This is a genomic window from Bifidobacterium colobi (assembly GCF_018555455.1).
In the GTDB taxonomy this organism is placed as follows: Bacteria; Actinomycetota; Actinomycetes; order Actinomycetales; family Bifidobacteriaceae; genus Bifidobacterium; species Bifidobacterium colobi.
On the sequence record NZ_JAFEJU010000002.1, the window covers coordinates 85644 to 111501 of the forward strand.

Annotated in this window: 17 protein-coding genes; 12 read left to right on the plus strand and 5 right to left on the minus strand. The window is 57.9% G+C overall.

The genetic code is table 11. The features are described 5' to 3' along the window. Positions 1 to 137: 137 nt before the first annotated feature. The gene (gene araA, locus JS530_RS02800) at positions 138 to 1655 is read left to right on the plus strand and encodes an L-arabinose isomerase (RefSeq protein WP_152209793.1); all 1518 of its coding nucleotides are present in this window, start codon (positions 138 to 140) and stop codon (positions 1653 to 1655) included. Between the two features lie 114 nt (positions 1656 to 1769). On the opposite strand, the gene JS530_RS02805 is transcribed toward araA, so the two are convergent. Beyond that, positions 1770 to 3593 (minus strand): AMP-dependent synthetase/ligase, encoded by a 1824-nt coding sequence (locus JS530_RS02805; RefSeq protein ID WP_214376022.1) that lies wholly within the window; start codon positions 3591 to 3593, stop codon positions 1770 to 1772. A 633-nt stretch (positions 3594 to 4226) separates the two neighbouring features. Here JS530_RS02805 and JS530_RS02810 point away from each other — a divergent pair. From JS530_RS02810 to JS530_RS02840, 7 genes are all read left to right on the plus strand, one after another. Further along, positions 4227 to 5681, plus strand: a complete 1455-nt coding sequence (locus JS530_RS02810; RefSeq protein ID WP_214375707.1) for a glycoside-pentoside-hexuronide (GPH):cation symporter — start codon at positions 4227 to 4229, stop codon at positions 5679 to 5681. Positions 5682 to 5881: 200 nt separating this feature from the next. Beyond that, a complete protein-coding gene (locus JS530_RS02815; protein WP_214375708.1) occupies positions 5882 to 7456 on the plus strand; it encodes an ABC transporter substrate-binding protein in 1575 nt (524 codons plus the stop codon). A 23-nt stretch (positions 7457 to 7479) separates the two neighbouring features. Continuing rightward, complete coding sequence (locus JS530_RS02820) at positions 7480 to 8469, plus strand: ABC transporter permease (RefSeq protein ID WP_214375709.1); 990 nt, start codon at positions 7480 to 7482, stop codon at positions 8467 to 8469. Beyond that, positions 8466 to 9290 carry an ABC transporter permease gene (locus JS530_RS02825; protein ID WP_214375710.1) on the plus strand — a complete coding sequence of 275 codons (825 nt, stop codon included), beginning with the start codon at positions 8466 to 8468 and terminating at the stop codon, positions 9288 to 9290. The genes JS530_RS02820 and JS530_RS02825 overlap by 4 nt, the downstream gene beginning before the upstream one ends. Continuing rightward, positions 9287 to 10042, plus strand: coding sequence for an ABC transporter ATP-binding protein (locus JS530_RS02830; RefSeq protein WP_214375711.1), 756 nt, complete (start codon positions 9287 to 9289; stop codon positions 10040 to 10042). The genes JS530_RS02825 and JS530_RS02830 overlap by 4 nt, the downstream gene beginning before the upstream one ends. Beyond that, positions 10039 to 10854, plus strand: coding sequence for an ABC transporter ATP-binding protein (locus JS530_RS02835; RefSeq protein WP_214375712.1), 816 nt, complete (start codon positions 10039 to 10041; stop codon positions 10852 to 10854). Before JS530_RS02830 ends, JS530_RS02835 begins: the two co-directional genes overlap by 4 nt. Positions 10855 to 10960: 106 nt before the next feature. Beyond that, positions 10961 to 14803 carry a thiol reductant ABC exporter subunit CydD/CydC gene (locus JS530_RS02840; protein WP_214375713.1) on the plus strand — a complete coding sequence of 1281 codons (3843 nt, stop codon included), beginning with the start codon at positions 10961 to 10963 and terminating at the stop codon, positions 14801 to 14803. An 85-nt stretch (positions 14804 to 14888) separates the two neighbouring features. Here the strand turns inward: JS530_RS02840 and JS530_RS02845 are convergent, their stop codons facing one another. Next, positions 14889 to 16919, minus strand: a complete 2031-nt coding sequence (locus tag JS530_RS02845; RefSeq protein ID WP_214375714.1) for a sugar porter family MFS transporter — start codon at positions 16917 to 16919, stop codon at positions 14889 to 14891. 258 nt (positions 16920 to 17177) lie between these two features. Between JS530_RS02845 and JS530_RS02850 the strand changes: the two genes are divergently transcribed. From JS530_RS02850 to JS530_RS02865, 4 genes are all read left to right on the plus strand, one after another. Then, the gene (locus tag JS530_RS02850) at positions 17178 to 18047 is read left to right on the plus strand and encodes an aldo/keto reductase (RefSeq protein ID WP_214375715.1); all 870 of its coding nucleotides are present in this window, start codon (positions 17178 to 17180) and stop codon (positions 18045 to 18047) included. Between the two features lie 4 nt (positions 18048 to 18051). After that, the gene (locus JS530_RS02855; protein ID WP_214375716.1) at positions 18052 to 18816 is read left to right on the plus strand and encodes an HNH endonuclease family protein; all 765 of its coding nucleotides are present in this window, start codon (positions 18052 to 18054) and stop codon (positions 18814 to 18816) included. 262 nt (positions 18817 to 19078) lie between these two features. After that, positions 19079 to 20467 carry an Nramp family divalent metal transporter gene (locus tag JS530_RS02860; RefSeq protein WP_214376023.1) on the plus strand — a complete coding sequence of 463 codons (1389 nt, stop codon included), beginning with the start codon at positions 19079 to 19081 and terminating at the stop codon, positions 20465 to 20467. Positions 20468 to 20901: 434 nt separating this feature from the next. After that, a complete protein-coding gene (locus JS530_RS02865) occupies positions 20902 to 21903 on the plus strand; it encodes a hypothetical protein (protein ID WP_214375717.1) in 1002 nt (333 codons plus the stop codon). A 361-nt stretch (positions 21904 to 22264) separates the two neighbouring features. Here JS530_RS02865 and JS530_RS02870 read toward each other — a convergent pair whose 3' ends face one another. The 3 genes from JS530_RS02870 to JS530_RS02880 form a co-directional block, all read right to left on the minus strand. After that, on the minus strand, positions 22265 to 23896 hold the full coding sequence (locus tag JS530_RS02870; protein WP_214375718.1) for an MDR family MFS transporter: 1632 nt from the start codon (positions 23894 to 23896) through the stop codon (positions 22265 to 22267). A gap of 249 nt (positions 23897 to 24145) precedes the next feature. Then, positions 24146 to 24577 (minus strand): hypothetical protein, encoded by a 432-nt coding sequence (locus JS530_RS02875; RefSeq protein WP_214375719.1) that lies wholly within the window; start codon positions 24575 to 24577, stop codon positions 24146 to 24148. A 199-nt stretch (positions 24578 to 24776) separates the two neighbouring features. Continuing rightward, complete coding sequence (locus JS530_RS02880; protein WP_214375720.1) at positions 24777 to 25784, minus strand: resuscitation-promoting factor; 1008 nt, start codon at positions 25782 to 25784, stop codon at positions 24777 to 24779. Positions 25785 to 25858 lie beyond the last annotated feature (74 nt).

Below are 25858 nucleotides of genomic sequence, written 5' to 3' on the forward strand. Positions count from 1 at the left end.
GGCTCCCTCTGATGAGGGAGCTGGCAGCCGAAGGCTGACTGAGGGAGAGAAGTAGAAAAACGGCAGGCTTCGTGAGAAGCCTCCCAATACTTACATCCAAATCCTCGTACACAACGAAGTAAATAAAAGGAGCCATTATGGCAATGGAAAACCCCTTTGAGGGCAAGGAAATCTGGTTCGGCGTCGGTTCTCAGGACCTGTACGGCGAGGAAGCTCTGCGTCAGGTCGCTGAGCACTCCGCTGAAATGGTCGACTACCTGAACAAGACCGGCAAGATCCCGGCCAAGATCGTTCTCAAGCCGACCCTGAAGTCCTCCGACGGCGTCAAGCAGTTCATGGTTGAAGCCTCCGCCAACCCGAACGTCATCGGTGTCATCACCTGGTGCCACACCTTCTCCCCGGCCAAGATGTGGATCCGTGGCCTCGAAGTGCTGACCAAGCCGCTGCTGCAGCTGGCCACCCAGCACCACAAGGAGATCCCGTGGGAGACCATCGACATGGACTTCATGAACCTGAACCAGGCCGCACACGGCGACCGCGAGTTCGGTTACATCGTCTCCCGCCTCGGCATTCCGCGCAAGATCGTCGTCGGCCACTACACCGATCCGGAAGTCGCCGAGAAGGTCGGCACCTGGGCTCGCGCTTGCGCCGGCTGGGATGCTTCCAACAACATGAAGGTCATGCGCTGGGGCGACAACATGCGTAACGTTGCCGTCACCGAGGGCGACAAGACCGAAGCCGAGCGCGTGTTCGGCGCTTCCATCAACACCTGGGCTGTCAACGAGCTCGTCGCCGCATACGACGCCGTCAAGGACGACCAGGTCAAGGAAATCATCGAAGACTACAAGGCCAAGTACGACGTTGACCCGGCTCTGCTGGACGCCAAGTACGACTCCCTGTTCATCGCAGCCAAGGAAGAGGCTGCCATGGTCAACATGATGCGCGCCAACGGCTGCACCGCCGGCGTCGACAACTTCGAAGACCTTGGCGCTCTGCCGCAGCTGCCGGGCGTTGGCCCGCAGCGCTTCCCGTCCGAGTACGGCTGGGGCTTCTCCGCTGAAGGTGACTGGAAGACCGCTGTGCTGGTTCGCATCGGCGCTGTGATGGGCTACGGCCTCGAGGGTGGCGCCTCCCTGATGGAGGACTACTCCTACAACTTCACCGAGGGCAACGAGCTCGACATGGGCTCCCACATGCTCGAGGTCTCCCCGGCCATCGGCACCATCGCCAAGCCGAAGCTGGAGATCCACCCGCTGGGCATCGGTGGCAAGGCCGATCCGGTCCGCCTGGTCTTCTCCGGCGCTCCGAAGAAGGACGCAGTCGTGGTCTCCATGGCCGACGAGCGCGAGCGCTTCCGCCTGCTCATGGACGTTGTCGACGTTGTCGAGCCGCAGGGCTCCCTCAAGGAACTGCCGTGCGCACGCGCCGTCTGGAAGCCGCAGCCTGACCTGAAGACCGCTGTCCAGTGCTGGATCACCGCTGGCGGTTCTCACCACACCTGCATGACCACTTCTGTTGGTCGCGAGGCTTGGGAAGACTTCGCCCGCATCGCCGGCGTTGAGCTCGCCGTCATCGACGATAAGACCACCGCTCGCCAGTTCGAGAAGGAACTGCAGCTGTCCGAGATGTACCACCGCTTGGATAATCGTCACTGATGCTTAACCAGTGAAACTGCCTAGGGTCGCTTCGGGAAACCGGAGCGGCCCTTTTTTGTATGCAATGTTGCAAACAAAAAGGGCTCCGAAGAGCCCTGGTAATGCTTACTACGCTCAGTGCTTGCCGTTATAGATTTCGCTGTCGATTACGTCAGCGAACACGCGGTTCACCGCTGGACGCACCACTTTCAGCGACGGCGTCAGGCACTTGTTCTCCTGCGTGAACTGCGTATCCAGCACCGCGAACTTACGCACGGATTCCGCGCGGGAAACCGTGGCGTTCGCCTTATCCACATACTGCTGAATCTCCTCACGCACGGCGGCATTCACAGCTAGGCGATCCACCGGCGTATCGGCGGACAGGCCATGAGCCGGCAGCCAAGCCGCCAGTGCTTCCGGGTCAAGCGTCACCAACGCGCCGATGAACGGACGGCGATCGCCCACCACTACGCAATGCTCCACAATCGGGCACTTGGCAATCTCCTCTTCCAGCGGAATCGGGGAGACGTTCTTGCCGCCTGCGGTAATGATGATGTCCTTGATACGGCCGGTGATGATAATACGGCCGGCATCATCAATCTCCGCCAAATCGCCAGTCCTGAGCCATCCGTCGGCAGTGAACGCCTCGGCAGTCTTCTCCGGCAGATTGTGGTAGCCGCGGAACACATTCGGCCCCTTGACCTGCAGCTCGCCCTCATCGGAAATACGAATCGAGGAACCCGGAGCCGGCTGGCCAACCGTGCCGATCACATTGTCGGTCACACGCGTGGCGGCGAACGGAGCCGCGGTTTCGGTCATGCCGTACCCCTGAATCATCGGTAGACCAATGCCGTTGTAGAAGTGCGCCAGATCCAAGGAGAGCGGCGCGCCGCCACAAGCCACGTACTTGATCTTCGGGCCCAAAGCGCCACGAACCGTGCGGTACACCAGCGTCTCATACTTGGCATGCTCGGCGATTTCGGCCAGTGTATGCTTCTCTCCGGCCTGTTCCTTACGGCTCCACACGCGAGCGGCTTCGGCGGCCTTGAGGAACAAGCGGCCCTTCCAACCGGTGCCGGCCTTACGCGATGCGGCGTTGTACACCTTCTCGAACACACGCGGCACGCCAAGCAGATATGTCGGTTCGAAGGAACGCAGGTCGGGAAGCAGGGACTTGGTGTCCGGCAGGTAGCCAACCACGCCATCATCGGAGGCGATGGAAGCGTACTGGATGAAGCGTGCGAAGCAGTGGGCGAGCGGCAGGAACAGCAGCAGACGCGGATGATCGTCGAGAATCACCTCATGCAGTGCCTGGGAAGCCGCAATCGTAATGGAAACGAAGTTCTTATGCGTCAGCTCCGCACCCTTCGGGTTGCCGGTGGAACCGGACGTGTACACAATGGTGGCCAGATCATCGATATGCACCGAAGCCACACGTTCCTCAAACTCTTCATCGGACACGGTGACGCCCAAGCCTTCGAGCGCGCCAAGCGCATTGCCGTCGAACATCAGAATCTGACGCAACGTGGGGCAGTGATCCTTCACGGAATCAAGACGGTCGAAGCGCTCGCGATTGTCGGCCACGGCGAGCTTGACTTCGGAGTCATTCATAATGCGCTGGGCTTGGGAGGCGGAATCGGTGTCGTAGATCGGCACGCTTACCGCGCCCACGGCGGCCAGCGCGAAGTCGAGGATGCCCCATTCCAGACGGGTGGAGGAGAAGATGGTCACGGCATCGCCCTTATTGATGCCGAGGGCAATCAGGCCTTTGGCGGCGGAGATCACCCGCTTGTGGAATTCCCCGGTGGTCACATTCTGCCAGCGGCCGGGGCCGAGCTTCTTGGCGGCGATTACCGTATCCTCGCCGGTGCGAAGGATTCGGTTTGTAAGCAAGGAGTAGATGGTTTGATCGTTGCGCAGCTCGATGGAGGAGCCGGGAGTGGTGTATTCGGTGAGCATTGGTGCCTGTTCTTTCATGCCGCGCCGGTGTGCTCGGCGTGCTGCTAAGTCTTGGATTGTGGGTGGGTGCAGCTGAGCCGCAACTCGGCAGCACCGTGAGCGAGAAAGCCAATGCATTGACATTTCTTGCCATTCTGTTAGCTGAGGTTACGCTGGCGTAGCGTACGGCGCGTTGTGCCCGGCGGAAAAGTCGTGCTCGCCCTTTTGTGGATTGCCTACAAGCTGCCGTGGTTACCGGTATGCAGCTGTGTTGCTACTACCGCTGTGTTGCTGTGCGCAACTGGGGGGATGCTATTCCAGTGCCAGTAGCACAGACGATTCGTCTGGGCGACAAAATCGAGCAAAGGCGAAAATTTTCGCGCCGAAACAACAACGACACAGCGCGTGAAAAGCCACGAAACGATAACGAATCAACAACGCAATGATAACAATGGAGCCATTTTCAGGCAGTGTTCGTAACGGTTCTACAACGATTCGCGCGTGTGATAGTTTTTGAGCGTTTTTGCGCAAAAAAGGGCATAACATACCATTCGGCAATCGGTGATAGCGCAAACATTACCGATAAAGCAAAACAAAGCAAACAATTGTGAACGCATATGCACGTTCAAACAGACGTAAAAGAGAGGAAGCATTATGTCTGTTGCTTTGACTGGTCAGGTGTCAACCGCCGCCGGTAGGGCGAAAGAATTCGAAGCCGAGGAGCCTTTCGGCGGCACGCTGCCGCTCAAGGAGAAGGTCTCCTACCTGAGCACCGATATGGCAGGCAACCTGCTGTACTCCTCACTCGGCACCTACATCATGTTCTTCTACACCGATGTGTTCGGCATCACCGCAGCCGCCGCAGGCTGGATTCTGCTGATCGCCCGCATCGGCGACTGCATCTCCGCTCCGGTGTGGGGCTCCATCGTGGACCACACCAAGACCAAGTGGGGTCAATCCCGCCCGTTCTTCCTGTGGATGGCTGTGCCGTTCGCCATCACCGTGTTCCTGGCGTTCACCGCACCTGATCTGCCGCCGTTCGGCAAGGTCGTTTACGCCACCATCACCTACATCCTGGCCGCCGGTCTGGTCTACACCGGCATCCAGACGCCTATCACCGCTATTCTTTCCAACCTCACCCCGGATCCGAACGAGCGCGTGAAGGCCAACACCTTCCGCCTCTCCGGTGGCCTGTTCGGCACGTTCATCACCGCCGTGTGCACCATTCCGCTGGTCAACTGGGCTGGCAAGGCCATCACCGGTCACACTGACCAGAAGATCGGCTTCATGTTCACCTTTGCCGTCTACGGCGTCATCGCCGTGGCGCTGCTCTGGTTCGCCTTCCGTAACATCCGCGAACACAACTACGATCCCAAGACCCAGAACCCGCTGCCGTTCAAGGAAAGCCTGCACGCCATCAAGGGCAACTGGCCGTGGATCACATTGATCGTCGCCTTCGTGATCTTCTGGATCGCTCAGGAAGACCGCATGTCCGTGGCCGTGTACTACGCCAAGTACAACCTGAACAATGAGAACCTGGCCACCGTGCTCAACGGCATGCAGATCCTGGGCCTTGTAACCACCTTCCTCATTCCTGTCATCTCCAAGCGTTTCGGCAAGGCCGGCAAGACCGACACCATGATCCTCGGCATGGTCATGGCCATCATCGGCCAGCTCCTGCTACTCACCGCATCCCACAGCTTCGCACTGTTCGTGGTGTTCTGGGCCATCTCCATCCTCGGCGCCGCCATGGCCCTCGCCATGCCGTTCGCCATGCTGGCCGATACCGTTGATTACGGCGAGTGGAAGAACGGCATCCGCGCTGCCGGTCTGCTTTCCGCAGTCGGTGCTTCCTTCTGCATCCAGTTCGGCTCCGGCCTCGGCAACCTGATCCCCTCCAAGATCATGGCCGCCGCTGGCTACGTGGCCAATCAGCAGCAGAGCGCCCAAGCGTTGGAAGCCATCCAGTTCTGCTTCATCTGGCTGCCAATCATCGTGTACGCAATCTGCATCTTCATCATGCTCTTCTACCGTAAGTTCGAGAAGAACGAGCCGATTATCCGCGCTGAGCTGGCCAAGCGTCGCGCCATCGCCGACGCTGCAGCCTGAGCTGATGCCGCCGCACAATAACCGGCGCTAACTTATGCTGATAGCTGTGGAATAAGACGGCGATTGCAGCAGAGCGCAGCCCATCCTAGGATGGACTGCGCTTTTGTATTTCAGGTCAGTGCGTCAGCTGCACGCGTTTATTCGCGCCATCGCACTCATGCCTGAGCCAAAACAGAGGATTCAAGAAGAGGAACATCGCAATGAAGAAGACCCGCACGTTCAGTGCCCTTCGCACAGCGCTCACGGCTGCAACCGCCGCCGTGCTCGCCATTTCGCTCGCCGCATGCTCACAGACCGGTGGCTCCACCACGGCCGGCACCAGCGCATCCGGCGATCAGACCACGTTCACCTACGCCCGCTCCGCAGCCGTGACTTCGCTCAACCTGTGGACCGAAATCACCTCCAACAACGCGTTTGCCATCGATAAGATCTTCGAACCGCTCGTCAGCTTCGACAAGAACGGCAAGATCATCGACTGGCTCGCCAAATCCCACAAGATCTCGGACGATGGCCTGACCTACACCTTCACCCTGCGCGATGGCCTCAAGTTCTCCAATGGCAAGAACGTGACCGCTGAAGATGCCGTGTTCTCCATCGAACAGCATCAGGCTGAGAAGGATGCCGCCCTGCCGCTCACCGCGGACATCGCATCCGTCACCGCTCCGGACGAGAAGACCGTGGAAATCAAGCTCAACAGCCCCTACACCCCGCTGCTCGCCGAGCTGGCCAACTTCTCCAACGGCGTCGTGCCCAAGGACTTCGGCGGCAAGTCCGAGAAGGACTTCTTCGCCAACCCGGTGGGCACCGGCCCGTTCGTGGTCTCCAAGTGGGATAAGTCCGGCGACCTGACCTTCACCAAGAACGAACACTACTGGCAGAAGGGCAAGCCCGGCATCACCAAGCTCGTCTACAAGCTGGTGGAAGACGGCACCCAGGCCGTGAACCAGCTCAAGGCCGGTCAGGTGGATGGCATCGAAGACCCGGCTCTCGAGAATCTTGACGAACTTGAGAACGGCAACGACACCAAGGTGGAAACCGCAGGCAGCTGGGTAACCCACACCTTCTTCTTCAACACCGCCGATGAGCACTTCTCCGACGTGCATGTGCGCCGCGCACTGGCCTATGCGCTGAACCGCTCCGATGTGACCAAGGCCGTCTCCTTCGGCCACGCCGACACCGCCAAGACCGTGCTGCCGAAGGCCATCGAATACAGCACCCAGGATTCCATCAAGCCGGTGGACAATGACCTCGCCAAGGCCAAGGAAGAGCTCGCCCAGTCCAAGTACCCGAGCGGCTTCGACGCCAAGATCCTGCTCGCATCCGGCAACAACGCCTACTCCCAGGCCGCTCAGCTGCTGCAGTCCGCAGCCGCCAAGATCGGCGTGAAGTTGGAGATCGAGTCCGTGGACATCGCCACCTTCCGCTCCCGCTTCAAGGCGTTCGACTACCAGATCATGATCAACTCCGCACAGGCCGACTACCCGGATGCCGACTCGATCATCGACTTCCAAGCCGATCCGGATGGCTTCAGCAAGTCCTACTGGACCAGCTACTCCAATCCTGAGGTCACCGACGAGCTCAAGAAGGCCCAGGTGACCCCGGACGGTGACGAGCGTGCCGCCCTGTACGAGAAGATCCAGCAGACGCTGGCCGACGAAGTGCCGTACATTCCGCTGTACTCCCCGCAGATCGTCAAGGCCGTGCGCAAGAACGTGACCGGTCTCGAGGTGCTGCCGAACAACTCCGTGCGCTTCCAGGATGTCAAGATCGGCTGATTGCTAGCCGTACAATAACCACTATGACTACATCACGACCTGCCGCCTTAGCCAAATGGCTGGGCGGCATTGTCGTTCATATGCTGCTGGTGCTGGTGCTCGTCACCATCGGTGTGTTCCTAATTGTGCGCATTGTGCCCGGCGACCCGGCGCAAATGGTGCTGGGACTCAAGGCACGGCCTGAACAGATTGCGGACATGCATCATCGCCTTGGTCTCGACCAACCCATCGGCCAGCAGTTCATCTCCTTTGTCGGCACGCTGTTCACCACCGGCGACACCGGTCAGTCCATCGCCTACAACGTATCCTCAAAAGCACTGGTGCTCAGCAGACTGCCGGTCTCCCTGTGGTTGATTGGCTGCTCGGCCGTGCTGGTGGTGGCCATATCGCTGCCGCTCGCCATGGTCGCAGCGCTCCACAAAGGCAGTTGGATTGACCAATTGGTGCGCATTGTGCCCACCATTACCCTTGGTATGCCGGAATTCTGGGTGGGATTGGTGTTCGTGCTGCTGTTCGCAGTGACGCTCAAAATCTTCCCGGTCGGCGGCATACAGCCCGGCATCGATGGCATGCTCTATTCGATGGCGCTACCGTCATTGACCATCGCGCTCGCGCAAACGCCGTTTATCGTACGTTCGCTGCGCACTAGGATTCTGGAAGTGCTGAAATCTGATTATGTAGTGACACTTCGCGCGGCCCACCTACCCGAGCGTGTGATTCACCGGCATGTGCTGCGCAACGCGTTGCTGCCGGCACTGCAACTTTATGGCATGAAGATCTCGTTTCTTGTTGGCGGCACTTTGGTGGTCGAACAGGTATTCGGTCTGCCCGGTGTAGGCTCGCTGCTGTTCAGCGCCATCACCGCCCGAGATTTTCCGCTGATTCAAGCCATTGCCATCTACTGTGCGCTTGGCGTGGTGCTGATTTCCGTGATTGTGGAAATCATCGGAGGGCTCATCGACTACCGAGTGCGCGGCGAGCTTGGGTGTGAGCAGGCGGGGGAAGCGGCATGAATCAATTCACCGCAGTGCTGCGTCGTGCACCCCGTACTTTGGTAGCTGGCATTGCGCTGCTTGCCATTATGGTGCTGGCGGTGCTCATCATTCCGTTGCTATCTCCATACAATCCCACGGCGGAAGACATTTCCTCGATGTTGCAGCCGCCATCGTTGGCGCATCCGTTCGGCACCGATCAGCTTGGGCGCGACATGTTAGTGCGCGTGGCTGCGGCTGGCAGGGTCGACTTGGCATTGATGATTGGTGTGGAACTGCTGCCGTTCATCATCGGTACGGCGGCCGGTCTTATTGCCGGCTACTATGGCGGTTGGCCGAACCGCGCTATCACATTGCTGTCTGATGCGCTGATCGCTTTCCCGTTCTACCTGCTGGTGGCCGTGGTTGCATTCGTGACCGGTACGGGAATCACCGGTATTTTCCTGACGTTCCTCATCATGGGCTGGATCATCTTCGCGCGCACGGTCAAAGGTGCCACGGCTTCGCTCGCAGGCGCGGAATGGGTGGAAAGCGCGCGCGTGATGGGGTTTTCGGATACGTCGATTCTGGTGCATCAGATGCTGCCGAACGTGCTCTCCCAGGCGGTAATCGTGTTGGTGAGCGATATGGTGGCGCTGCTCGTGGCGATTGTGACATTAGGCTATCTGGGTCTCGGTGTCACGCCGCCCACCCCAGATTGGGGCACGATGATTGCGGGCGGACAGTCGTTCTTGGCCACCCGCTGGTGGGTGTCCACGTTGCCGGGTGCCGCTGTGGTACTGGTCGGCGTTGCGCTGGCCTTGATCGGCGACGGACTCAACGATGCAAGGCGGCAGGCATGAGCGCGATTATCAGTGTTAAGAACCTTGGTATTCACGCTACAGCCAGCGGGCGTGCGCTCGTGGATGGCATCTCCTTTGACGTGCACCCCGGTGAAACCGTGGGACTGGTCGGCGAATCAGGCTCCGGCAAAAGCCTCACTTTGCGCGCGATTATGGGGCTGCTGCCCGAAGGCGTGACCCTTACGGATACGGAATCGATTACCGTAGCCGAACAGAAGCGCCTCGCCATGATCTTCCAAGATCCGGTCTCCTCACTCGATCCGTTGACCGGAGTGGTCAAACAAGTCGCTGAAGTACTGCGATACAACCAGCACATGAACCGGCATGAAGCGCGAGTCCAAGCTGCTGACCTGCTCATCAGCCTTGGTCTACCGCAGTCCTTACGTACCGCCGACCGCTATCCCGGGCAGCTGTCCGGCGGACAATGCCAGCGCGTCGGCATCGCCATCGCGCTCGCCACCAAGCCGAATATCCTGCTATGCGACGAGCCGACCACGGCGTTGGACGTCACCGTACAGCTCCAGATCCTCGATCTGCTTGCCGATTTACGCCAGCGCCTTGGCCTCACCATGCTGTTCGTGACCCACAATCTTGGTGTTGCCGCGCACGTGTGTGATCGGCTCATCGTGATGCAGCATGGGCATATCGTGGAAACCGGGCCTACCACAGCAGTACTGCATCATCCACAGCAGGAGTACACGCGGCGCCTGGTCAGCGCGATTCTGCCGATTCCAGGAGAACAGCACCGATGACACCAACTGCATCACCAGCATTGCTTGAACTGCGCGATATCACTGTGCGATATGGCGGGTTTACCGCAGTGGATCATGTGTCGTTCAGTTTGCCGCGTGGTGGAGCGCTCGGCATTGTGGGGGAGTCCGGCGCAGGCAAATCCACATTGGCGCGCGTAGCTGCCGGGCTGGTGGCGCCGGCAGGAGGCCAAGTGGTGCTCGACGGCCAGACGCTTGCACCGATTCGACGCACGCGCGAACAACGCCGACGTATCCAAATGGTGTTTCAGAATCCTGATTCCACGCTCAATCCGAGCCACAGCATCTACCGTATTCTTTCCGAAGGCATGGTGTTGCATCACACGCTGGAAACCAATGGTGTAAAGCCTTCCCGCGAAGCCATTACCCAGCGATGCCTCGAGCTGCTGCATATGGTCGGTCTCGGTGAAGATGCGCACGACATATTGCACCGCCATCCGCAGGCATTTTCCGGCGGCCAACGCCAGCGCATCGCCATCGCGCGTGCGCTCGGCGTGAAGCCGGATGTGCTCATTGCCGACGAACCAACCAGTGCGCTGGACGTCTCCGTGCAGCATGAGATTCTGGACCTGCTGGCGCAAATGCGCCACACCCAAGGCTTGAGCCTGATGCTCATCACCCATGATTTGGGTGTGGCCAACGCACTGTGCGATTGCATCATGGTGATGCGCGGCGGCACAAGCGTGGTCCAGAAATCAACAGAGCAGTTTTTCGCCGATCCGGGCCCACAATACGCAAAGGACCTGCTCACCGCAGCCCGCAGCGTCAGCATTGCGCCCAATATGCGCGGATAAGCTGTATACAGGCTTCTGTGACGTATTTCGCTATCGGCGGCACTGGCGTGTGCCGGGCTTTTCCATTACGGTGAAAAGGATTGCGTGACACACATTGAGGGGAAGCATGTTTGATAAGCGACTATTTCAATTAACGCCCGGTCTTGGCAGACTTGTAGCCGGCAAAGTGGCCTTGATGTGGGTGGGATTACTCGCCAACATCGGCTTTGTACTGTCTGTGGTCATGCTGTTGGACAATGCGCTGACCGCAGTCGATCCGCCGCTCTTCCAATGCGATAGCACATCGCCTGACGCATGGCCCTGCCCCACACAGTTGCAAGACGTGGCAGGCAGCAGCGTGCTCCCCATGGCCGGCGACATCATGTTCTATGTGCTGCTGGCACTGCTGTGCGCTGCGATACGATACACGGTGACCACGCATGCCACTCGGCTTGGTACAGAAGCCGCGGAACGCGTCAAACTGGCGTTGCGCTCCAAGCTCTACCGCAAGATGATCAAGCTTGGCCCCTCGTATGCGAGCCGCGTCAAGACTTCCGACGTGGTGCAGTCCGCTGGCGAGGGCGTGGAACAGATTCAAAGCTTCTTCGAACTGTTCCTACCGCAATTGTTCTATGCGATTCTCGCGCCGCTCACACTGTTCGTGGCCATCGCGCCGATTGATGTGCCGGCAGCGCTGACCATGCTCATCTGCGCTCCGCTGATCATCATCGTGACCGGCATGGTGTCAATGACCGCCGCCCGTGCCTTCAAAAAGTATTGGGGACGCTACACCGACATGGGTGCCGCCTTCCTCGACAACCTTCAGGGTCTCGAAACACTGAAGAACTTCGATGCCGACGATCGTGCCGCCGCTGAAATGGACAAGAAGGCCGAAGACTTCCGCGTGATGACCATGCGCGTGCTGCAGATCCAGCTGCGCTCGCTGACTGCTATGGACGTGGTGGCCTATGGCGGCGCGGCGGCCGGCATTGGCGTGGCGCTCTGGCGTTACGCGCACGCCCATGTGTTCGATACCGGCATATCGATGGTATTTCTTGCGCATCGAGTGCCCGAAGCACTCCGGTATCCGGTATATGGTTTGCAATACCTGCTGCCGTTCGGTATCGGCTACCCGCTGACTTTGGCCGGAGTGCTGTTCATTGTGCTGCTGTCCGCCGAATTCTTCATTCCGATGCGTCAGCTTGGCTCGTTCTTCCATGTGGCTATGAACGGCATGACCTCCACGAAGCGTATTTTCGCGTTGCTCGATGCTCCGGAACCTGCGCATGGCACTGCTGTGCTGCCGGCCGGTGCCGCGAGCAAGGATGCTGCATTCGATGTTGATTGTGCTCATGTGTCCTTTGCCTATGATGATGGCACCGAAGCATTGTCTGACATTTCCTTGAACGCCCATGCCGGTCAGCTCACCGCCATCGTTGGCGTATCCGGCTCCGGCAAATCCACGGCAGCGGCACTGATTGCCGGCACGCTCGCTGGATATCAGGGATCACTGACCATCGGTGGAACTGAGGTTCGCGACCTGTCTGGTGCCACGCTTGCCAACAATGTGACGTTGATTGGCGCGCGCAGTCACTTGTTCGCTGGCACGTTGCGCGAGAATCTGATGATGGCATTGCCTCCCAGCATTGCAGCCAGTACTGATGCGTCTCCATCGTCGGCGCCGCTGGAAGCAAGGCTGTGGTCGGCGCTGGAACAAGCCCGCATCGCTGACTTTGTGCGTACGCAGCCAGCCGGACTGGACATGATTATTGAGCCGGATGCGGCGAACTTGTCCGGCGGTCAACGCCAGCGCATCGCCATCGCCCGCGCACTGCTCCATGATGCTCCGATCATTATCTGCGATGAGGCCACAAGTAGCGTGGATGTGGAATCCGAGGAACTGATTCTTGCCGCGATTCGTGAATTGGCCGAAACGCATGGCAAGACGGTGATCATGATCACGCATCGCATGGCCAATGCCGAACATGCCGATCATGTGGTGGTGCTCGACCATGCACATGTGGTGGAATCCGGTACCCATGATGCGCTGATGGCAGCGCACGGCCGATACGCCGAGCTTTTCACCGCGCAAGCCGATATCGAGCATTTTGCCGATGCATCCGGTGTGCAGGCCCCCTCTGACGAGGGGGCTCCCGGTCGTAGGCCGGGTGGGGGAGAGACCTCGCGCAGTGAGAACAGTCAGCCCGCAGCATCGGCCTCCGCATCATCCGAAGCCATCGCAGCCAGCACCATTCAACCGGCTCAGCTTTCCACCTTCCAAACCGTCAAGCGTCTGCTCAAGGTGGCGGCCCCGCTGACCCGTCTGATGGTCACGGCCACCATTGCCGGCTCCATCGGTCACCTTGCCGCGACCTTCCTGCCGGTGTTCGGCATCGTCGCAGCCTTTGCCGTCGCCGGCTACCCGGTGTGGGGTATGAACGTCACCGCAGCGGTCATCGGCATGATCATCTGCGCGCTGCTCAGAGGCATCACCCGATATGTCGAACAGTATCTGAACCATAATGTGGCCTTCCATCTGCTCGCGCTTTTCCGCTCCCGAGCGTTCGCGGCATTGCGCCGACTCGCTCCCGCCAAACTTGCCGGCAAAGGCAAGGGCAACCTGATCGCCATGCTCACCACGGATGTGGAACTGCTCGAAATCTTCTTTGCCCACACCATCAGCCCGTTCGCCATCGCAGTGACTACCACAGTCATGTACGCGATTATTGCGGCGACGCTGAACCCGTGGATGGCGCTCGCCCTGATTGCCGCTCATTTGGTAATCGGCGTGGTGATTCCGAAGTTCTTCGCCACCGGTGTGCATAATCTCGGCCCGGTCATTCGCGGTGCCGCAGGCAGACTCGACGACGTGATGCTCGACGATATGCGCGGCCTTGATGAAATCATCCGTTTCGGCCGTGGCGAGGAGCGCGCGCAGGCCATCGAACAACGCACGCTCGCGCTCTGGCGTGACCATGCCAAGCTCAGCCGTGTCAACGGACGATTCGCCGGCATCGGAGGGCTATTGGTCTTCCTGCTCAATATGGGAGCCATTGCGCTGGTGCTCAATCAGGCGGTGAGCGCTCCGTTGCATATCCCGGCATTGGTGAGCGCATTCGTGCTCTTCACCAGCTCCTTTGGCCCGACATTGGCCTTGAGCGCGCTGCCGGCGAACCTTACGCAGACCTTTGCCGCCGCTCGCCGCCTGTTCGGTCTTATGGACGAGCAACCGGCCATTCACGAGCAGGGAACCGAAACGCCTGTATACGAGGGAATGGCGCTGGACCATGTGACCTTCACCTATCCCATGCCCGGGAAGACCGGCGCTCGCGCCAATGCGCCGGTGCTCGACAATTACTCGCTGAATGTGCCAAGCCAGGGCATTCTCGGCATCCAAGGACCATCCGGTCGCGGCAAGTCCACCATGCTGAAACTGATGATGCGCTACTGGGATCCGCAATCCGGCCAAGTGTACTTCTCCGGTACGCCTGTACCGCAAGTCGACGCCCATTATCGCCGCCGCGCTCAGGCGATGATGAGTCAGGAAACGCATCTGTTCGACGGTACGATTCGCGATAATCTGCTCATCGCACTGCCTGAATCGCAGTTGGCAACGGTATCTGATGATCGTTTGCGTGACGCGCTGGCCAAAGCTTCGGTACTGGAGCTGATTGATTCGCTGCCGCACGGTTTGGATACCCAAGTGGGCGAGCTTGGCGATCGCCTTTCGGAAGGCGAACGCCAGCGCATCGGATTGGCGCGCGTATTCCTACGGGATGCCGATCTGGTGCTGTTCGATGAGCCGACCAGCCGGCTTGATGCACTGAACGAGGCGATGATTCTGCGATCGATTCAAGAGCTCAGCACTGCGCATCGCCGGAAGGATTCGGATGATTGCGGTACCGCCGTGGTATTGGTATCGCATCGCGCATCCGCCATGCGCATCGCGAACGAAATCGTGACCTTGTAATCAGCTGCGAGTCGGCAGTATGGTGCTGTGGGCTGCAAAACTGCCGAATATACGACAGTTCTGCAGCCCACAGTGTTGTTCGTGATTATTCCTTGATGAATGCATCCAGCGAATCGAGCGCCTGATCGATGGCTTTGGCCTCGCGGGCGTTTTCCGCGGCATCATACGCAGGAGCAGTGGTATCGCTGAGTACTGCCTCGCGCGCGATATCAGCGTTCTCAATGCCGTTGGGCTGCGCCGGTATGGATACTGCGCTGACATGTTCCGGTACCGGCACCGGAATCTGCCCGGGAGCCGGAACCGGCGTGATGACGCTTGCGGCAAGAGCATCGACTGCAGCACGGGCAGACGAATCGATATCCTCGTCCACCATGTTGCCGGTTGAAGCAGAGGCGTTGACACTATCCGCAGCCTGCACAGCATCAGCATGAGCAGGCAGCGATGGCTGGCGCTGTGCCTGAGCGGACTGCAACGTTGCCTTGGCCTTGCGCTGTGCTTTCTGTTCCTGACGTTCGCGTTCAGCCTGCTGTTGCTGCGCTTCCAAAGCGAACACCTGCCGTTGCGCGGTAAGCCGAGCGCGTTCCGCAGCAGTCATAATGCCCAAAGCCTGCAATCGTTCGTTTTCCACACGGCGCAACGTTGCTTCCGCGTGACGAATATTCGCATCTGCGGAACTCAACGCATACTTTGCGGCAGCCATTTCGGTTTTCGGCTGCCACAGATGCTCAATCTCCTCAAGCGTACGGCCCATCGTTTCCGGTACCAGCACAATGATGCCGAAGAGACCTAGCAGATCAAGCGCGCCGAAAATAGCAAAGGAGATGCCGCCACCCCATCCATCAATCATGAGCGGAGTGAACTGGGCGATAATCCAGTTTGCGATCAGCAGGCACATGACGCACAGGCCGGTGGCACGGCCGCGCAGATACGTGGGGAAAAGTTCGGGAATCACAATCCAAGGAATCGGCCCCATGGAGAATGCGAACGATGCGGTGAATCCCATGACGAAAATCAACGTCAACAGCGAGCTATCCATGGCGTACGCCACCGCGATGCACCAAGCGAACAGGCACATCAGCCCAGTGCCGATTTCCATCAGTCGCTTGCGTCCGAACGTATCAATCAGATACATGCCCACTACGGTGGCCACCAGCTCCACACCGCCCACGCATGCGGCGGCAAGGAACTCGGTATCGCCGCCGAAGCCAAGATCGGAGAACATCACCGGACCGTAATAGGAGATGGCGTTCATGCCGATGAGCTGATTGAAGACGGCAAGAAAAATGCCAATGCACAAGGCTTTGCGTAGGCCCGGGCGGAACAGGTCATGGAATTCGCTGGACATTTCGCTTTCCAAGCGAACGGAAGCACTGATGTCGTCGGCGCGAAGACGAGCGCGTTCGGTGCCGAGAATATGTTCCAGTACGGTGAAACCCTCATCATTGCGGTCCATGCGAATCAGGAATCTGGGGCTTTCCGGAGCGCGCATCATAGCGAGCAGGAAAGCGGCGGCCGGAATGGCGCCAAGTCCCAGCATCCATCGCCAACCGGTGCTGACATCCCAGTGATGCGCGCCATAGGAGGCGATGATGTAATTGATGACGTTGGTGAGGAAGATGCCGCAGACGGCGAGCATCTGATAGGAGAACGCTAATAGGCCGCGAATATTCGACGGAGCGGATTCGGTGATGTAGGTGACCGCCAATGCCGCAGTCAAGCCGATGCCCAAACCGCCGACCATACGCGAAACCAGCAGATCATAAGGGCCTACGGTCAGCGCACTCCAAATCGCGGCCACCAGGAAAAGCCAGCCGCCAACAAGCAGCAATCGTTTGCGGCCGAATTTATCCGAAAGGAAACCGGCAAGCGCGGCGCCGGGAATGGCGCCGATCATGATGGAGGAGATCATGAAACCCTCCATCAGCGTGCTGAGATCATATTTGGCGCGAAGGAATTCAATGGCACCGGAAATGGATACCGTATCATAGCCGTACAGTAATCCGGCGAGGCCGGCGCTTAACGCCAAACCAAACGTGTATTTCCCTGAACCTTGTGTGCGAATAGCTGTTCCCAACGGGTTTGTTTGTTTTGTGGCATCCTGAAACAGACCCGCCATGTGCTCTTCCTCTCAATAACAGCTCGGGGGACATTTGCATATAGTAGCCGGAGCACACGGTTTCGGCGTGAAAATATCATAAATAATTGGTAATGGAGCGTTGTTGCCAAGACTTGCCATTGCATTGGATTACGTTGGCGATGCGCTTTCAGGGGCTTTCGTGGGCTTTCATCGGCTTTCATGGGCTTTCATCGGCTTTCATCGGGGTAAGAACCGTGTACAGTGGCGTGTAGTGAGCCGTAATAAAGGAGCGTCGTCATGACCAATGGGCATATCAATCCCGCCAACGTACCGGACATCGCATTGAAAGATGGCCATTCGATTCCGCAGATCGGCCTCGGCGTGCTGCGCATCGATGATGACGGCGTGACCCCGGTGGTCGAATCCGCGTTGGAGGCCGGTTACCGTCACATCGATGGAGCCGCCGGCTATAACAATGAGGCCGGCGTGGGGCGCGCGCTCGCCGCCACCGGCTACAACAAGGGTGCCGCGCGCGAGACCCTGTGGGTCACCACCAAACTGCGTGACTCCCAGCAGGGGTATGATTCCGCGCTCAAGGCGTTCGATGATTCTTTGAACAAACTCCAGCTCGATTATGTGGACATGTATATGATTCACTGGCCCACGCCGTTCGACTGGCGCAGCACCGACACGTGGAAGGCGTTCATGAAGCTGCGTGAGGAGGGGCGCGCCCGCACGTTGGGCGTATGCAACTTCATGCCCGCCGATTTGAAGCGCCTCTATGGGGAAACCGGTTCCTGGCCGGCTGTGAACCAGATTGAGCTGCACCCCACATGGCAGCAGCGTGACGTGGTGGCCTACTGCAAGGAGCATGGCATTGCCGTGGAAGCCTATTCGCCGATGGCTCGCGGCGCCGACCTCAATGCCGGAGACGGCACGATTGAGCGTATCGCCGAAGCGCATCAGGTGAGCCCGGCTCAGGTGATTCTGCGCTGGCATATCGAAAACGGCACGATTATCATTCCGAAGTCTGTGCACGCCGCGCGCCAGCAGGAAAACCTGGATCTCTTCGGCTTCGAGCTGACCGCCGACGAGCATGCGGCCATCGACGCGTTGGATGGTCCGACCCGCGCAGGCCACGATCCCGCCACCTTCACCTACGCGTGAATCGATGCCACGTCGTACTTCGTACCGTCGTTCTCGTTCCGCGCACTTCCGCCGTGGATTCAACGCGTCCAATCCGCTGGAGCGCATACTGATTCTGTTGGTGATTGCCGCCATTATCGGCGTCACTGTCGGACTGTTATTGCCGCAAGTGAGTCCTACCGCGGGCAAAATCACTGGCAACTACACCGCCACCGGTTCCGCAGCAGATACCCTGAACCGGCTCACTGTGGACGATGCGCAGAACCCGGCGGGCTACGATCGCGACTCGTTCGGCTTCCGTGAAACCGATACCGACGGTAACGGATGCGATGCGCGCGAGGATGTGCTTGCCCGCGACCTGACCGACGTACAAGTCAAATACGCTGGTTCCTGCGAAGTCACCTCCGGCACACTGAACGATCCCTACACCGGCCAGACCATCCATTTTGTGCGCGGACGAACCACCAGCGCCAAAGTACAGATTGATCATGTGGTGGCTTTGGAAAACGCCTGGCAATCCGGGGCGCGCGATTGGACCACTGCCGAGCGTCACCAGTTTGGCAATGACCCGTATAATCTACTGGCTGTGGACGGCCCCGCCAACCAAGAGAAGGGCTCAGCTTCCGCAGCCTACTGGCTGCCCACCAACGCAGCCTACCGGTGCGACTATGTGGCCCGGCAGATCGGAGTCAAAGACAAATACAAACTCACCGTGACCAGCCAGGAGAAGGATGCGATGCTTGCCGTACTGCATGCCTGTCCCGGGCAGGCAGTCCCAGCAGACCAGTAATCATGCGTGGTCGTTGATGGTCCCGTTGTGTTGACTCAGAAACATGGTGACGCTATAACAGTGGCCGGGGAATACTAAGAGAGGCACGAACGAGCACATGAGCGTCAACGCGAGCACGGATAATCAAGCGGATAATCAGTCGAATACATCAGTGAATAATCACACCAATACTCAGTCAAAAAACCAGTCGAATAATCAGCGCATGCCGCGCACCAACGATCCGACCATTGCCAGCAACACCCACGGCCGCGGTTATGGCCGTATGCACACCATCGATAAGCGTCGCACCATCCACCCTGAGCAGGAGCGACTCACCGCCAAACATCCTGAGCTCAACATTGTGGACGCGCAAACCGTGGCCAGCATCGAGCGAGGCGACGCGGAAATCGACAAGGAGCGTGCGGCGGCCCGTGCGCAGGCGGCGAACAAACCAGCCCATCATGGTCATGCGCTCGCCGGCATTCTGGGGCCTGCCTTTGTGGCGGCCGTGGCGTACGTGGATCCGGGCAATGTGGCGGCCAACGTGACCTCCGGTGCCCGGTACGGTTATCTGCTGGTCTGGGTGTTGGTGCTTGCCAATGCCATGAGTGTGCTGATTCAATACCAATCCGCCAAGCTCGGCATTGTCACCGGCAAATCACTGCCGGAACTGCTGGGCGAGCGTATGCATGATGCCGGCCGATTCATGTTCTTCATGCAAGCCGAGGTCATCGCCATCGCCACCGATTTGGCGGAGCTGATCGGCGGTGCCATCGCGCTGAACCTGCTGTTCGGATTGCCGCTGTTCGTCGGCGGCGTGGTGATTGGCGCTGTTTCCACCGTGCTACTGCTGTTCGAGGGCGGCAAAACGCACCGCCTGTTCGAGAAAATGGTGATCGCCCTGCTGTTGGTGATTACGTTCGGTTTCATTGCCGGACTGTTCATCGCGCCACCGAACCCAGCCGACGTGGCCGGCGGTCTCATTCCGCATTTCACCACCACGGACTCCGTGCTGATGGCATCCTCCATGCTGGGTGCCACGGTGATGCCGCATGCGATTTATTTGCATTCCACGCTGGTGAACGATCATTACGCCGGCGGTCAGGCCAAGCCTTCCATCAAACGTCTACTTGATGGGTCCAAAGTCGATGTGTTTTGGGCGTTGGTGCTGGCCGGTACGGTGAATCTGAGTCTGCTGATTCTCGCCGCCAATTCCCTGTACGGCATGAAGGGCACTGATTCGATTGAGGGTGCCCAGCATGCGATTGTTTCCGTGCTCGGTCCGGTGATTGGTACGATCTTCTCCGTCGGATTGCTGGCCTCTTCGCTGAGTTCCACGTCGGTGGGTACGTATGCCGGTTCTGAGATCATGCATGGTTTACTGCGTATCAAGGCGCCGATGTGGGCTTGCCGCGTGGTGACGTTGGTGCCGGGTTTGATTGTGCTGTGGTTCGCGCCGAATCCAACCGAAGCGTTGGTGATTGGTCAGGTGATTCTTTCCGTCGGCATCCCATTCGCCATCATTCCGTTGATGCGTTACACGCACGATAAGCAACTCATGGGCAAATGGGTGGACGGCCCGGTCAAACATGTGATCTTCATTGCTGTGGCCGCACTGATTATCGCGCTGAACGTGCTGCTCATCGTGCTGACGGTCCTCGGCAAAGCATGACGGTCCTCGGCAAAGCATGACCGTCATTTTCACCGTTAACTGACGGTTTTATAACACTGACTGACGGTTATTAAACGCTGACTGACGGTTTTATAACGAATTCCGTTGGAAATCCTTCAGTCAATGTGAGAAATCCGTCAGTCAATGTTGGGAAACCGTCAGTTATTGTGTGTGGGCGGCAGTAGGGACCTGTCTCCCATGAGGACTGTCTCGGACTATGCGTAATCGGTAGAACTGTCTTCAGAATCGGTAGAACCGTCTTCAGAATATGTAGTCGGTTTTGATCACCTTGTGTGATTCCGACATAACGCGCAGATTGATAAGCGTCGATGTGGATAACCAAAAGTTATCCACAGTGGTTGTTACTCCGTCATAGTATCCACAATTGCCGGAAGAGCTTGCGTAGTTTCGACCAACCCTTTTAGCGTTGGAACATGGGTACGTATTCATTAATCATGGAAAAGCTAATTGACGCTCAACGTCGAGGTCAGTGTATGAGAGCTTCGGGAGCTTCGGAGTACATGTTGCTCAAACGAATGACGGAGCGAGGCGAAGTCGTTCGAACATATCCCAATATGTACATGAACGGCGGCTACTGGAATGGACTGACACCTGCTGCACAGATGCTGCATATCATGCGAGCGATTTCAGCCGACAGTCCCGATACGGTGTTTGCTGGAATTTCGGCAGCATGTGCGTGGAATCTGGACCATTCGACGTACTTGCATACCCGGGATAGTCGAATTGTGATGGCTGCAAGTGGTGGGACGACTGCAAATGGTTATTGCAAGCAGATACGCAGATTCTATGTGCCGCAACATGAAATCGAACAGGCACAATGTGTTGCCGGGGTTAAAGTCACGAGTATTCAGCGTACGTTATTCGACTGCGGTCGCATGTATGAGCCTCGTAGTGCTCTGTCATTTTATGATTCAGCTATACGCCAAGGTTTGATTACTCAAGAGGACATTCTGAAATATACGTATGAAAAGCATCGCTGCCGTAATCAATTCCCGGCCCGTGCCCTTGCTGGTTTTGCCAATGGCCTTAGTGAAAATGGTGGCGAATCATTTTGCTATGCAACGATGGCTGAAGAAGGGATTAGTCTGCCGGAACAGCAGGTTGAATTTATTGATGTGAATAATGCAAACGCCGCGTATCGCGTTGATTATTTATGGAGATTGTCTGATGGAAGCATAGTAGTTGGTGAGTTTGACGGACAAAAGAAGTACGTAGATCCTTCAATGGCCCAAGGCCAGAATGTCAGCGGCGTGGTCAGCCAGGAACGCAGTCGTCAGAATGCGCTGATGGCGCTCGGTGTGGATCGTTGTGTGCGATGGTTCTTTGCCGATGCGTACCATCGATTGCCTATGAAAAAAACTTTGGAGAAGGCTGGTGTGCCTATAGGCAAACCATATGCGCCATGGCTCCGATGATTATAAGAGCGATTTTTGCTGCTGCTTGCTGCTTAACGCTAGTGTTTTCGTCGCCTATAATGATTGCTTTTTGTGTCCGCATTGCGTTAGTCATATCTATCGGCGGTTCGAATTAGTTGACATCTGTTGCTTGTCTGAGCCTAGCTGCTTGGTTCGTTGCTTGGTTCGGTGACAGGATTTCAGAAATCGAACTCAGTCCTCTCCTCAGCTTGATTGACTGACGGTTATCTAACATTGACTGACGGTTATTTAACGCTGACTGACGGTTTTATAACGAATTTCGTTGGAAATCCTTCAGTCAATGTGAGGAATCCGTCAGTCGGTGTGGGAAATCCGTCAGTCAATGTGGGAAATCCGTCAGTCAGTGGAGAGAATGGAGCCGTTCGCGCAATGCGTGGAGTGATATGGCGTCGCGCATGTGGCCGGCACCGTCACCGCGCACGCCAAAGGCCACCATGAGCACCATCACGAAGCAGATGCCGGCGGAAATACGCAGCGCCCACTGAATACCGAAAATCGAGGCAGCCACGTTGGATGCGCCGGAGGCGTGATTCCACGCGGCGAACGTTTCCATCAGAATCACCAGGACCGGAGCGCCCACCGCACCGGCAATCTGGCGTGCCGTGTTGGTCACCGATGAGCCAGCGGACACTTCATCCGGCCCGTTCAAACAATTCAACGACCATGTGGTAATCGGCATCAGCAGGAATCCCATGCCAATCTGGCGGACGAACTGGCAGATCGACACCCACCAGATCCACGTGTCCATCGCAACCAAAGACATGCCGATGGTACCAATCGTCAGCACGATCGAACCGAACAGGGCCACGGGTCGTGCGCCAAAGCGGTCCATGGCGCGCCCGCCAAAGAACTGGGAGACGCATTGGCCGATGGCGCCCGGCAGCATAATCAGGCCGCTCATCGTTGCCGTGAACCCACGATCGGTCTGGATATAGAGCGGCATGATGACCAGAATCGAACTGAAGGCAAAGAACGCCAGCGACGCGGTAATGGTGCCTACGGTAAAGGAGCGGTTCTTCAGCACGCGAAGATCAAGCAGTGGAGGCTGCGGAAGGGCGTGCGGATGGGTTGGTGTTTCTGCTGTGGCGTTTACGCTGCTCATGCCCGCCGCCGCAATTCTGGCCTTGGCTTCACGATAACGACGTCCGTGGCGCAGATTGCGCAGTACAAACCAGATGATGCCAATCAGGCCCACGATCATCGGCCCCCACACGGCTGGTGCGGCGAACCCGTAGGTTTCCGAATTGGTGAAGCCGAACATCAGCCCGCCGAAGCCGATCACCGACAGCGACACCGAGAAGAAGTCCGCGCGGGCGGAAGGATCGTGGGAACCGAAGTTATGCAGCCAGAATACGGCGGCGAGCAACGACAGTACGCCGATAATCGTCATGGTCAGGAAGATCGATCGCCATCCGTTGGCATCGGTTTGCCATCCGCCCAACGTCGGTCCGATGGCCGGGGCGACGCTCATGGCCATGCCCACGGTGCCCATCGCGAAACCGCGGCGTGACAGCGGATAAATCGAGAATACGGTGATTTGCAGCACCGGCCACATCACGCCTGTACCCGCGGCCTCAAGCACGCGGCCGAGCAGCACCCACACAAAGTTCGGCCCGAGCCATGCCATGATCGAACCGACGGTGAACACCGCCATCGAACAGATCACGATTTGGCGGGTGGAGAATCGGCGGGTCAGATATGCGGTCAATGGCACCATAACGCCCATGACCAGCTGGAATACGGATGTGAGCCATTGGCCGGTGGTGACGGAGATGCCGAATTCGCTAACGATGATTGGCAGCGCGGAACTTAATTGCAGCTGGGTAAAGTTTCCAACAAAAGTGATGAAGGTAAGAATGGCGATGGAAACGAATGCTGCACGGCTGAGTTTGCCGTCCACATAGGATTCCTCTTGGCTTAGTACACGCTGCAATTCGCTAGTGCGATGTTTGATTCCGCTCTCTCCAGCCACACAACACTCCACTTCTGCGCTCGGTCGGAAAAGCTTAGGACTGGTGATTCGGCTCGGTGATACAGCCTGTTTCATCCCCTGCTGGACTCGGTGGCAGGTGCCATTTGCTTCTGTGCTTGGCCGGGCGGCACCTTTAGAAAGCACTCACATACACTACGCCGCGGGGTGGTCTGATGATGATATGCGAACGCGCCGGCTGTTGCTCCGGCGCGTTCGCATAAACAGTGAAGATTGCTGCTGATTCGGTGATCAGGCGGCCTTCTTGCGACCGCGACGCTTCATGATGCCGGATACGGCTGAGTCAGCGTCGAAGATAACCGTTTTGTTTTCCGGATATGCCGCGCCGTTGACCGCCTGGTAGGCGACTTCGCCTTCAGGAGCTTCAGGCAGAGTGAAGAATGCCTTAACGGCTTCCACCAGCGTTGGCTCCTTGATATTCGCCGATGACGCGGTGCCGGCGACCTTGCTGAACTTGATGGCGTTATCCGCTTTGGCGGTGGTCGGAGTGACGGCGATCTGTCGGGTCTTCTCGTTGATCAGGACCTTGACATACGCGGGGGAGCCCAGCACTTCGGAGGTGGCCTTGTTAAAACGGATGGCGGTTTCGGTCACGGTCATCACGGTTTTGCCGACCGGCTTGACGAGCTGGACTTCCTCAAAACCTTGCAATAATGAAGCCATAATAATGCTCCTATATGAAACAGAATTCCCGATATTGTTTTCTCGATAATTCTAACTAAATAATCGAAAATATTGCAAATTACCAGCAGAATTGCGAGGTCCTTTTTGAACCTTTTTGAATGTAGGGATACGCAAAAGCCCCGCCTGATGGCAGGGCTTATTGTGAAGAGTATCGTGCAAGCTATATCACTTATGAATCCTAGTAGCTCTTGTACTGCTGCCAATGCGCATAGGCGCCGGCAATCGATCCATAGCGGCCGTTGCAATAATTCACGAACCACTTGAACTGGGTCTGGTAGTTTGTGGCCCAGTCGGAACCGGCCGAAGCCATCTTGCTGCCAGGCAGCGCCTGAGGAAGACCGTAGGCGCCGGAGGAAGGATTCGTGGCAGTGGGATTCCAGCCGGATTCATGGTTGATGATGAAGTTCGCGGCGGTGAAGTCCTCTTCGCTGTACCCGTTGGAAAGCAGCCAATCATGTGCCCAAGTCTGCATTTCACCGGCCGGCACTGTGGTGCCCAAGCTGGTCGACGAGCTGGAAGATGACGACGAGGAGCCGGTGCCCACCAGAATCACCTTATCGACCGGAGCCTTCTTGACCCAGGATGCGAACACGTTGGAGGACACGACCTTGTTGCCGGCGCGGGTCACCAGGGAGGTGGTCTCCATCACGCCGTTCTGACCTTCGGTCTCCACCTTTTCGGTGCCCTTGGGCAGGCTGGAGGTTTCCTTGCGGACCTCGTTGAACGGAATATCCGTGTCGCTGGTCTCCACCTCAGCGCCTGCACGGTTAATGGTGATGACCGTGGACTCGGTGACCTTGCTCTTCAACGACGGGGACACGGTGTCGCTCGGATCCAGTGTGATATTGCCGGCTTCGAGCACGTCCTTAACGGTTTTCATCTCGCTTTTCTCGCCAAGCACCACACGCGAATCGCCGTTGATCTTCACGGTGACGTACGTGGTGTTCTTGTCTGCGCCGTTCAGATTGCCGCGCGCTGCGGAACGTGAGGCTGCGGAGTCGGTGACGGAGAACGCACTGAGCTGGGTGTTGGGCTGCACGGTATCCGACTGGTAGAAGTTGCGGGATACGAATCCTGCACCGGCGATCAACCCTCCGGCGGCAATCACCGCACCGATTTTGGCCCACTGACGCTTGCTGAGGCTCAGGGACTTGAGGGGGGAGGTTTTCCTGCCGTGTCTCGTCATTACGCTCCTTGCGTTGATTGCAACTCGATGAACGACTATATAACCGCATCAATTGTGCAGATGGTGTATGGCGT